The sequence below is a fragment of the Nitratidesulfovibrio liaohensis genome (assembly GCF_011682075.1).
GTDB lineage: Bacteria > Desulfobacterota > Desulfovibrionia > Desulfovibrionales > Desulfovibrionaceae > Cupidesulfovibrio > Cupidesulfovibrio liaohensis.
In genome coordinates this window covers 1-10,297 of the sequence record NZ_VSMK01000013.1, presented here as the reverse complement: position 1 = coordinate 10,297, position 10,297 = coordinate 1, and the positions used below count along the sequence as shown (strand labels likewise).

Here is a 10,297-nt window from a genome sequence, read left to right as displayed (position 1 = left end):
GCCACTTCCTGCCACCACGCCGTCACCGGCCCCGTTGGCGTCGCCCGGAGCGGCGGGCGACGGAGCCGGAGGCGAGGCCAGGGCCGCGCTGCCCAGCAGGGCGCGCAGTTCCTCGGGGTCGCTGTTGCGCAGCAGGGATTCCAGGTTGGAAAGCCGCTCCAGTTCCACCCGCGCTTCCTTCAACTCGCGGTCCAGGGTCTGGTTCTGGCTCACCAGCGCCCGGTTGGCCTGCCAGAACGAGAAGCCCGCCCACGCCCCGAAAGCGGCCAGTAGCGGCAGCAGCACCAGCGAAATGGTGAGCAGTCGCAGGGCCAGGGGACTCACGCGCAGGCGACGCACGCGGCAGTCGTCGCGCATGAGCAGCAGGCTGTACTTCTCGTCGGTCATCATCGGGCGGCGGGGCTCCATTCTTCCTTGACGATTTCCCAACCCTGGCCATCCTGGCGCAGCAGCAGGGTCTTCACACCCCGGTCGGAGTAGCCGGTCACGTCGCGGTATTCCTGGGTCATGTCGGCGCGCACGCCGCCAGCCACGGTCTCTATGCGCAGGCCCTTCAACTGGACCTTGGCGGGCTTGGCCTTGCGCCACAGTTCCTGCTTCTGCTGGCGGATGGACGCGGCGCCCTTGCGCGGGGCCTGTTCGGCATCGTTCGCGTAGCAGGCGATGTAGTTCTTCACGTCGCCGCGTTCCCACGCCTTGCGCCATTTTTCGACAAAGGCGGTGATCTGCGGCGATACCGTTTCGAGGTAGTTGGCTTCCATGCCCACGTCGGCGGGCACCCATTCCATGCCCACGATGCGGTACTCGCCCTTCTTGTCGGGCTGCCAGTACAGGCGGCGAATGCCTTCGGTGGTCATGTTGGGGGCGCGGTAGTACTGGTTGAACCAGGTCACCCAGTAGCCGGGGCCCTGCATCACCTGCACGTCGGAGATGGAGGTCTGGATCCACGCAAGCTGCTTGAACAGCCGTTCCTTCTGGGTGCGGAACGCGGCGAAGGACTCGTCCTGCGCGGCGGAGTATGCGTCGGGGTCGTAATAGTCGAACATGGCGGGCGAGCGGGAACCCCACGCCTTTGCCCAGCCCTTGACCTTGTCTTCCAGCTTGCGCGCGGTGGCCTTGTCTTCCTTGGGAGGAGATGCGTCGGTTCCCACATCGTCGGCCACGGCCACTGGCGTTCCGGGCACGAACAGCTTGCCCGCCTTGTCGATGTCGGCCCGGTTCAGGGCGATGCACCCCTTGGTCTCACGCGGGACGATGTCGTGCCCCTTGCTGTGGATCCAGATGCCGGAGCCGGTCTTGCGGCGCAGCTTGTCCACGGGGTTGGGGTAGTTCAGGGTGTAGGCGATGCCGCCGTACATTTCCATGTCCAGCCCGGCGGACAGCTTGCTGACCACGAAGTAGATGCCTTCGGGGGTTCTCAGGTCGCCCGCCGTCTGCTTGTCGCCCGTGGCCTGCCCGGTGGTGCAGATGTAGCTTGCGGCGAGCTTGAGCGGGCTGTGGCGCTCGTAGATGTGCAGCTTCTGGTCTTCCTTGTCCACGGCCACCAGGCGGCGCGGGGTACCTGCGTCGTCCGGTATGCGCACGTGCCACCCGTCGGCGGCGGCGGAAAGGGGACAGAAAAGGGAAAGCAGCAGGGCAGCGGCAGGCAACAGGCGGTGAAGGGCGCGGATGGTGCTTCGATGCATCTCGGTGCGCGGGCTGTGTACCCCCGCAGGGGTACGGTGATCCGTCGAAACGGCGGATATGGAGCCTGTTCCCCGTCGTGGTGACCGGCCTGTGCCGCAAGGGCGTGGTGCCGGTGGGGGGTGGCCGCCGGGGCCTGTGCTGTCTCTGCCGGTGCAGTCAGGCGTGTGCCTGGCTCGCCGGGGTGTCCGGCCTGCCGGAGGCCGGACTGTTCGGACTTTCGGACTGGGGTGCCGCCTAGGAGCGCGCGGCGTCCACCAGTTCCTTGCGGGTAAAGATCGAAATCAGGTCGTACCCGGCGGCCTTGATGGCCTGCCTGCCGCCTTCCTCGCGGTCCAGCACGGTGCATACGGCCACGATGCGCAGCCCCGCGGCCTCTACCCGTTCGCAAGCCTTTAACAGGGAACCGCCAGTGGTGACAACGTCTTCCAGCATGGCAACCGGGTCTCCTGGGGCAAAGTTGGCAAGGCCTTCCACGTACTGGTCGGTGCCGTGTCCCTTGGGCTGCTTGCGCACGATGAAGCCCGCCAGCGGGCGGCCCCGCTCGTGCGAGATGACCGTGGTGGCGGAAATCAGCGGGTCGGCCCCCAGAGTCATGCCGCCCACGCCCACCACAGGCACGTCGCGCAGCAGGTCGTTGAACAGCGAACCGATGAGCCACGAGCCCTCGGCGTGCAGGGCAGTCTGCTTGCAGTCGAAGTAGTAATCGCTCTTCCGGCCCGAGGTAAGGGTGAAATCACCCTCGCGGTATGATTTTTCCACAAGCAGGCGGGCCAGACGGGTGCGAAGGTCGTTCATGGATATCCTTGCGATGGCGGGTGTGCGTGGTTTCGTGGTCTGGCAGCCGAGGGTGCCGTGTGATCATTCGCCGGGCGGATGGACCGCCCGGCATGTCGGCGACGTTTGGCGCCCAGGAGGGCTGGGCGCGCCCGGAATGTCTCAGCTGCGACCGAACACCCGCTCGAAGATCATGTTTTCGTGGCGCAGATAGTAGCCGGGATCAAACAGTTCATCAAGGACGGAGGGGGCAAGGCGCGCGGCGATATCCGCATCGGCCCGCACCATGTCCGGGAAGGGCTTTCTGGTTTCCCAGCTCTGCATGGCGCAGCGCTGCACCATCACGTAGGCCTCCTGGCGGGCCATGCCCGATTCCACCAGGGCCAGCAGCACGCGCTGCGAGTAGTACAGTCCGTACGACCCGGCCAGATTGCGGTCCATGTTCTCGGGGATCACCCGCAGGTTGGACAACAGGCCCGACAGACGGTGCAGCACGTAGTCCATGAGGATGGTGGAGTCGGGCATGATCACCCGTTCCACGGAAGAATGGCTGATGTCGCGCTCGTGCCACAGGGCCATGTTTTCCATGGCGGCCAGCGAGTTGGTGCGGATCAGGCGAGAAAGGCCGGTCATGTTCTCCGCCGAGATGGGGTTCTTCTTGTGCGGCATGGCCGACGACCCCTTCTGGCCCTTGGCGAAGCCTTCTTCGGCTTCCAGCACTTCGGTGCGCTGCAGGTGGCGCAGTTCCACGCACAGCCGTTCCACGCCGCCCGCGGCCAGCGCCAGCGAGGTGAAGAAGTGGGCGTGCCGGTCGCGCTGGATGACCTGGGTGGAAATGGGGTCCACGGCCAGGCCCAGGATTTCGCAGGCAATGGCCTCCACGCGGGGGTCGAGCATGGCATAGGTGCCAACGGCACCGGAAATCTTGCCCACGCGCACGCTTTCAAGCCCGTCGCGGAAACGCGCCACGTGGCGCTGGAATTCGGCGTGGAAGCCCGCCATCTTCAGGCCGAAGCTGGTGGGTTCGGCGTGGATGCCGTGGGTGCGGCCCATGCACAGGCGACCCTTGTTGGCGAAGGCCAGGGCTTCCAGGGTGGAGAGCAGCCGCTCGAAGCCTTTCAGGATCAGTTCGCCGGCCTGGGCCAGCAGCAGGCCGTTGGCCGTGTCCACGATGTCCGACGAGGTGCAGCCCAGGTGGATGAACCGGGCCGAGGGGCCCACCTTTTCTTCCACGGCGGTCAGGAAGGCGATGACGTCGTGCCGGGTTTCCTGCTCGATTTCCAGGATGCGGTCCACGTCGAAGTCGGCCTTTTCGCGGATGACGCGCATGTCGTCCGCGCCGATGACGCCCAGGCGGTGCCAGGCCTCGCACACGGCCAGTTCAACGTCGAGCCAGGCGCGGAAGCGGTTTTCGAGGGTCCAGATGCGGGCCATCTCGGGGCGGGAGTAACGGTCGATCATCGTGGCTTCCTTGCTGGTGCTGTGCGGATGCGGTTGCATGGGCCGCCGGTGCGGCGTGGCTGACCGGCGGGGCGGTGTGCCGGAATTGCCGGGCCTGTGCGCCCGGATTTTCTGGCCGGTACGGCGCGGAGCGAGGCGCACCGTAATGCGCGCGGCCATGCGCGGAACCGGCGCGGCGTCGGGACTGGTCGTGAAAAGGGGCAGTCTTGCGGACTGGTCCAATCGTGAAAAGGGGCAGTCTTGCGGACTGCCCCTGGATGCTACGAGCCTGTGGTCAACGCGGCGCCGCAGCCGCCCGACGGGGCGGCCGATGCACACTTGGCCGGGCCTGTGCCCGAAGTGGCGGTGCCGGACGACGCGGCAGCGGTTCCGGAATCGGCGGAGCCGCCAGAGGCGCCCGACTTGCTGGACCCATTGGATCCTGCGTCACCGTTGCCAGAGGCTTCCGCGCTTGCGCCCGCATGCGAATCGGTGGACGAGCGGTTGCCGTAGTCGGTGACGTACCAGCCGCCGCCCTTGAGCACGAAGCTGGTGTTGGACACGATGCGGTCGGCGTGGCCACCGCACACCGGACAGGAGCGGGGGGCTTCGTCGAAGGTCTTCAGCCATTCCTCGAAGATCTGCTCGCAGTCGCTGCAACGATATTCGTAGATGGGCATGCTACCCTCCTTGCAGAACCTACGCGTGATGCACGAACCTAAACAGCGCCGCACGCGTTGTCAAACGGGAAGGCCATGCGTTGGAGCACGGTAGGCATGCACGGCGGTGTGGTGCCGTGCGACGGACGGGGCGTGGTCACCGCCATGCCCGCTGCCGGGTGCTGCATGCATGGCGAGGTATATGTTCCGTGATGCTGCATGAACCGCCCCATGCCCCCGATGCATGTCGCATGCAGTGCGACGCAACGGTGCGGGCATGTGATGGGCGATCCGTCCCGCAGGAAGCACACGCGCCTCGGGCGACGTGCCTTCGGGGGCACGTTGCGCGAAGCGCGGGGCGTTCTTGCGGCGGAACGAAAAACCTGGATGCCTTAGGACTTGGCGGCGGCCTTCGCTTCGCGCACGCGCTGCTTCAGACGCTTTTCGCGGCGCTGACGGCGACGATCCAGTTCTTTCTTGCGTTCGATCTTCTTGTGGGCCATGGGGGACTCCTCCGTGAAATCGCGTGAGATAAGAGGGACCACCTATCGCGAACCACAGGTTTTGTCCAGTGCTGCGTGACAGGGGAAGGCAGTGGGATGACGGGCCAGGGGCCAGGTTGGCCAGAGAGGCCGATAAGGACGGCCAGACTGGCAGGGGAGGTAAGGCAGACGCGAGGTCCGGGATCAGCGGTCGAAATAGCCGCTTACCGGTCCGTCCGCGTCGATGGTGGCATCGCCAAAGCCGTGCCGGGCCAGTATCCGGAGCAGGTCGCCGGGCGGGGGCGGGGGAGGGGCGGTGCCTGATACTGTGGTTCCTGATGCCGTGGTGTCTGCCGTGGCGGCTCCCGGCATTGCGTGCGCCGGGCCCAGTTGCAGGCGGGGCGGCGCATCCGGTGCCAGCCGCAGGCGGAAGTCCCACAGGCCAAGGTCTTCCAGTTCTTCTTCCGTAGCGGCAAGGCGGGCCAGGGTGGCCGCGTCCGGTTGCATGCCGTAGGCCAGCCGGGTCAGCAGGCAGGGGCGGGCCGCCTGGTCCGGCCTGTCCATGCCGGTGCGTGCGGCCAGTGCGCGGATGTCGGCCTTGGAAAGACCCGCCTCGGCCAGCGGCGAGCGGATGCCAAGTTCGCGCAGGGCCCGCAGACCGGGGCGGTGGGCGGTCAGGTCGTCGGCGTTGGTACCGTCGCACAGGGGCAGGGGTGCTGCCGTGGCCAGCAGGGCGGTGAACGCCGCATGTTTGCAGTGGTAGCAGCGGTCCCGCTGGCCCGTCGCTATGGCCGGGATGGTCAGCGGGTCCAGCGGAACGGCGGTGAAAGTGGCCCCGCGCGCAGTGGCCCAGCGGCGTGCTTCTGCCGTTTCGCGGGGGGGCATGTGCGGGCCGGTGATGTGCAGGGCGGTGACGCGGCAGCCTGCCAGCAGGGCGGCGTGGGTCAGGAAGCGGCTGTCCAGCCCGCCTGAAAGGGCCACGGCCAGTTCCGGCATGGTGGCCAGCAGGTCCAGCAGGGCAGGAGGGAGTGCGTCGGAGCGCGGCGGGGCGGTATTGGGCATATGGTGTGTCTATGGGCGAATGGTGTGCCTGGGACAGAGCAGAAGGTAGTGCTTTCACGCCTCGCGGCAAGACCCGCCATCCGAAAAACGAAACCCGCCGGGTGCGCGCTGTTTGCGCGCGTCCGGCGGGTTGTTCAGTTCATGTTCGTGGCCGGAGGGAAATCCCTACGCCGAAGGTAGCAGTTCCACCGGCTCGGTAAGCAGGAATTCGCCCTTTTCGATCCACGCCTTCAGCGTGTTGGCCACTTCCAGCGACAGCGGGTAGCTGGTCATGGGCACGGTTTCCACCTTCTTGCCCATGATCTCCACTTCGCCGCTCTTCAGGTCTTCGTAGGTTACGTGCTGGATGACCCGCGGCAGGCAGTTGGGGTAGTCGTGCCCGTAGTCCTTGACCGGCATCTGGATGTCGCTGTCGTCCACACCGGTGAACCAGGCGATTTCCTCGTTCAGGATGGGGATGGGAATGCCCACGCCCACCGCCAGCGAGCAGCCGTAGCCCAGGAAGGACAGGCCGCGCAGGTAGCGCGGGTTCATGCCCTTCAGGTCGCCCTTCAGCATCAGGGTGCCCGCCGGGGAAAGCGGCAGGCCGCGTTCGGTGCGTTTGGGCGCTGCCACATGCTGCGTGCCCGCTCCCAGCACGTACCCCGTGCCGCCGCCCAGGAATATCCGGGTGCCAAGGCCGATGGTGCGGAACAGCGGGTCGTTGAACAGCGGCGAGATGCGGCCCGCCGTGGCGAAGTTGACGTTGCGCAGGTTGGGCTTCAGCGGGCCCATGTACGTGTAGATGATGCGGCTCGTCAGGTTCACGGCCGCGTTGTAGTTCTGGTAGCAGTTGCGCGGGTTCAGCAGGTGCGCATAGGGCAGCTCGGACAGGGTGATCTTCTTGTCCAGCGACTTGCGCGGGTAGCAGTCGGTGCCGTAGGCCTCTGCCCGCAGGTGCACGGCCTTGCCGCGCACCAGGTCCTCGATGACGTGGCCGCCGCCGTATTTGAACCGACCGGGGTAGACCTTGTTCAGCGGGTCGTCCTCTGTGGGTTCGGTGGCGCCCAGGTAGGAGTCCACGGCGGCAAGCCCCGCGTAGGCGGGCACGTCGTTCATCCAGACCTTGGCGGTCTTGAGGGTGGGTGGATCTTGCTGGCCGATGTTGAAGAGCAGCCCGGAGGAGCACATCGGCGAGAACGTTCCGGTGGTGACGACGTCGATTTCGCGGGCGGCCTTTTCCTTGCCCATTCGACGGACGGCCTCGGTCATCTCCTCGGCATTCAACACCACGGCCTTGCCCTGGCGGATGCGCTCGTTGATTTCCGCGATCGTCTTGTTCACCTTGAAACTCGCCATCTTGCTAACCTCCGTTGGTGGCGTCATACGCCGGTTCAGTAAATCAGGATATCAGCATATGGAAAAGCAGTCCGGATTGCAACCCGCAAAAAAGGGGGACCTGCGCAGGCCCCCCGTGAAATCAATGCTCGATTGGCGGATCAACCGGGAATTTCTCAGGATGATTGCCCCAAACGTTCCAGGGCCTGGCGCGCAAGGTCGAAATCCGGGTCCAGTTCCAGCGCCACCTGCAGGCAGCGTTCGGCGTAGTCGCGCCCGCCCGCCCGCATGAACACCAGGCCCATGTTGAAGGCAATGGTCTTGTCGCGTCGGGGCAGGTCGGGATTGATGGCCATGGCCTTCAGCATGTTGGACCGCGCATCGCGGAATTCCTTGCCCTCGGCGAAGGCCATGGACATGTTGTAGTAAAGGTTCTCGTCGTCCGGGGCGATGCGCAGGGCCTTCTGGTATTCGATGGTGGCATCGCGCCACTTGCCCTGCTTGCGCAGGGCGATGCCCAGGCGGTTGAAGGTGCCCAGGTCGCCCCGGTCCAGCATGTCGCCCTTGGCGTCCAGCGCCTTGCGCAGAAAGCGCTCCGCCCGTTCGGGGTCGCGCTCGCTGTAGATGGTGGCGATGCGCTCGGAAATGTCGCCGATGTAGGCCATGGCCTCGCGCGTGGCCTGGGTGACGGCAAGCTCGAAAAGTTCTTCGGCCTTCTCCTGGTTGCCCATCTCCACATGGATCTCGCCCATGTCCACCTTGCGCTCCACGTTGAGGGGCGAGAGGCGGTCCAGCCTTTCCAGGTAGCCCAGTTGAGCCTCGCTGTCGCCGATCAGCTTGTTCAGGTCGGCCAGCTTCTTCAGCGGTTCCAGGTACAGGTCGGCGTTGCGGCTGGCTTCTTCAAAACATTCCCGGGCGCGGTCCATCTTGCCCAGTGCCTGGTAGGCGTCGCCCATGACCAACAGCCCGGCGGCACTGTTGGGCTTCAGTTCCAGTATCTTGCGACACACCTTCAGGGCGCTTTCGTGCGAGCCCTGCTGCACCATGGCCCGTGCCGTGTCGATGAGCTGGCCCAGCTTGCCCTGCGGCTTGATGGTGAAGGCGATCTTTTCGATCAGCGTGTTCACCGAAATGGGCTTGCTGATGAAGTTGTCCGCGCCGATTTCGTGCAGCAGCACCAGGCGCTGCCGTTCCGTCTCGCCGGTGAGGATGATGATTTTCACGTCCGAGTAAGCGTTCTTGACCTGTCGGACCAGAATCCCGGTGTCGCGGCCTTCCAGCATGCGCTCCATGAACACCAGCACGTTCTTCTTGCGCATGGAGACATCGCGGATGGACTTGATGATGTAGTCGGTGTTGGTGACCACCGAAAGGGCGTCCGTGGCGATGGCGAGATGCTTGGCAACGGTGTTGCGCAGCAGTGAAATGAAGTTCTGGTCGTCGCTCACCACAAGAAAGTAGCCTTTCTTTTCGCTGATGAATTCGACGACGGTACTCTCGTATTGCTTCTGCTTGAGTTTGAGGTTGATGTTGCTCGCCATACTTGCTCCTTGCGGCATGCTTCCCCCCCGCAGAGGACGCTGGCCTGTGAGTGTGTCGCCCGTGCCGGGCGCGGGCTGGACGGTAGGTACGCGTTCGGGGCTTGTCAATGCAACTGGCGCGGACACATTCGGGTAAGCGGCAACTGACGTTGTCCGGATCGTTTTGCGCAACCCGCTCCGTCGGCAATCCTATCACAGTCCGCATGACGTGGCGAGCCGTGCGCGTTCGCTCCCCGCATGTGACCACTGTGCCCGTGGGTGCCCTCTCCCTCCCTTGCGCGGCGTGTGCGGTCGCGCTGGCTGCTATTTCCGGGCCGTCCCCTGCGCCGCCACGGCCTTTGCCTTGGCCTCGGCCACTGCCGGGTCGCCGAGATACCGGTGCCCCAGCGGGAGCAATGTGTGGTCCAGGGTGTAGACCAGCGGCAGCCCGGTAGGGATGTTCAGCTTGGTGACGGCTTCCGGGGTCATGCCGTCCAGATGCATGACCAGGGCGCGCAGACTGTTGCCGTGGGCCGCCACCAGCACCCGCTGCCCGGCCAGCACCTGCGGCGCGATGACGTCGTGCCAGTAGGGCAGCACGCGGGCCACGGTTTCCTTCAGGCTTTCGCTGGCGGGCAGCACGTCGGGCGCAAGGCCCGCGTAGCGGGCATCCCCGGCGGGGTTGCGCGGATCGTCGGCAGGCAGGGGCGGGGGCGGCGTGTCGTAGCTGCGCCGCCATTCGAACACCTGGTCCTCGCCGAAGCGGGCGGCGGTTTCCGCCTTGTCCAGCCCTTGCAGGCCGCCGTAATGGCGTTCGTTGAGCCGCCAGTGCTTGTGCACCGGCAGCCAGGACAGCCCCATCTCGTGCTGCACGATGTACAGGGTGCGGATGGCCCGGGTCAGCACCGAGGTGTGGCAGACGTCGAAGGTCAGTCCTTCGTCCGCCAGCAGGCGGGCGGCGTCGCGCGCCTCCTGCTCGCCCTCGGGCGAAAGGTCCACGTCGGTCCAGCCGGTGAAGCGGTTTTCCAGATTCCACGCGCTTTGCCCGTGACGCAGAAGTACCAGCGTATGCATGTTCCCTCCCGTCGGCCCACTGGGCCGCCATTTGCAACCGGCGCCCGTGCCCGTGGCGGGCGCCCGGCCGACCGGCGCTCTGCCGACAGTCTGCCGGTCAGTCTGCCGTCTGGATGTTGTATCCTTTCAGCTTGCGGTACAGATGGCTGCGCTCGATGCCCACGGCTTCGGCCAGCCGGGTGACGTTGCCGCCGCACTCCGCAAGGCGCGCGGCAAGGTACTGCGCCTCGAAGGCGGCGCGGGCCGCCTTCAGGTCCATGCCGGGGGCCAGCAGCGCGGCCAT

General features: G+C 65.9%; 9 protein-coding genes and 1 pseudogene. All 10 read right to left on the bottom strand.

The genetic code is table 11. The features are described from left to right. A pseudogene (locus FVW27_RS00770) lies at positions 1–387 on the bottom strand (hypothetical protein); the annotation flags it as partial. Beyond that, on the bottom strand, positions 387–1,685 hold the full coding sequence (locus FVW27_RS00765) for a L,D-transpeptidase family protein (RefSeq protein WP_167121872.1): 1,299 nt from the start codon (positions 1,683–1,685) through the stop codon (positions 387–389). The pseudogene FVW27_RS00770 and the gene FVW27_RS00765, both read right to left, overlap by 1 nt. Before the next feature lie 235 nt (positions 1,686–1,920). After that, the gene (gene pyrE / locus FVW27_RS00760) at positions 1,921–2,481 is read right to left on the bottom strand and encodes an orotate phosphoribosyltransferase (protein ID WP_167121870.1); all 561 of its coding nucleotides are present in this window, start codon (positions 2,479–2,481) and stop codon (positions 1,921–1,923) included. 141 nt (positions 2,482–2,622) lie between these two features. Continuing rightward, positions 2,623–3,921 (bottom strand): adenylosuccinate lyase, encoded by a 1,299-nt coding sequence (gene purB, locus FVW27_RS00755; protein WP_167121868.1) that lies wholly within the window; start codon positions 3,919–3,921, stop codon positions 2,623–2,625. A gap of 260 nt (positions 3,922–4,181) precedes the next feature. Beyond that, a complete protein-coding gene (locus FVW27_RS00750; protein ID WP_167121866.1) occupies positions 4,182–4,580 on the bottom strand; it encodes an FmdB family zinc ribbon protein in 399 nt (132 codons plus the stop codon). Positions 4,581–5,245: 665 nt separating this feature from the next. Beyond that, positions 5,246–6,103 (bottom strand): ATP-dependent sacrificial sulfur transferase LarE, encoded by an 858-nt coding sequence (larE, locus tag FVW27_RS00745; RefSeq protein ID WP_167121864.1) that lies wholly within the window; start codon positions 6,101–6,103, stop codon positions 5,246–5,248. 165 nt (positions 6,104–6,268) lie between these two features. After that, entirely contained in the window at positions 6,269–7,441 is a 1,173-nt protein-coding gene (locus tag FVW27_RS00740; RefSeq protein WP_167121862.1) for a homocysteine biosynthesis protein, read from the bottom strand. 155 nt (positions 7,442–7,596) lie between these two features. Beyond that, positions 7,597–8,961, bottom strand: coding sequence for a tetratricopeptide repeat protein (locus FVW27_RS00735; RefSeq protein ID WP_167121860.1), 1,365 nt, complete (start codon positions 8,959–8,961; stop codon positions 7,597–7,599). Positions 8,962–9,264: 303 nt separating this feature from the next. Beyond that, the gene (gpmA, locus tag FVW27_RS00730) at positions 9,265–10,014 is read right to left on the bottom strand and encodes a 2,3-diphosphoglycerate-dependent phosphoglycerate mutase (RefSeq protein ID WP_167121858.1); all 750 of its coding nucleotides are present in this window, start codon (positions 10,012–10,014) and stop codon (positions 9,265–9,267) included. A 97-nt stretch (positions 10,015–10,111) separates the two neighbouring features. Next, a partial coding sequence (locus tag FVW27_RS00725) for a helix-turn-helix domain-containing protein (protein WP_279586583.1) occupies positions 10,112–10,297 on the bottom strand: 186 nt, incomplete at its 5' end.

Excerpts from the sequence above, each read along its gene's own strand:
- FVW27_RS00765 (WP_167121872.1), bottom strand. The coding sequence starts at position 1,685 with ATGCATCGAAGCACCATCCGCGCCCTTCACCGCCTGTTGCCTGCCGCT.
- pyrE (WP_167121870.1), bottom strand. The coding sequence starts at position 2,481 with ATGAACGACCTTCGCACCCGTCTGGCCCGCCTGCTTGTGGAAAAATCA.
- purB (WP_167121868.1), bottom strand. The coding sequence starts at position 3,921 with ATGATCGACCGTTACTCCCGCCCCGAGATGGCCCGCATCTGGACCCTC.
- FVW27_RS00750 (WP_167121866.1), bottom strand. The coding sequence starts at position 4,580 with ATGCCCATCTACGAATATCGTTGCAGCGACTGCGAGCAGATCTTCGAG.
- larE (WP_167121864.1), bottom strand. The coding sequence starts at position 6,103 with ATGCCCAATACCGCCCCGCCGCGCTCCGACGCACTCCCTCCTGCCCTG.
- FVW27_RS00740 (WP_167121862.1), bottom strand. The coding sequence starts at position 7,441 with ATGGCGAGTTTCAAGGTGAACAAGACGATCGCGGAAATCAACGAGCGC.
- FVW27_RS00735 (WP_167121860.1), bottom strand. The coding sequence starts at position 8,961 with ATGGCGAGCAACATCAACCTCAAACTCAAGCAGAAGCAATACGAGAGT.
- gpmA (WP_167121858.1), bottom strand. The coding sequence starts at position 10,014 with ATGCATACGCTGGTACTTCTGCGTCACGGGCAAAGCGCGTGGAATCTG.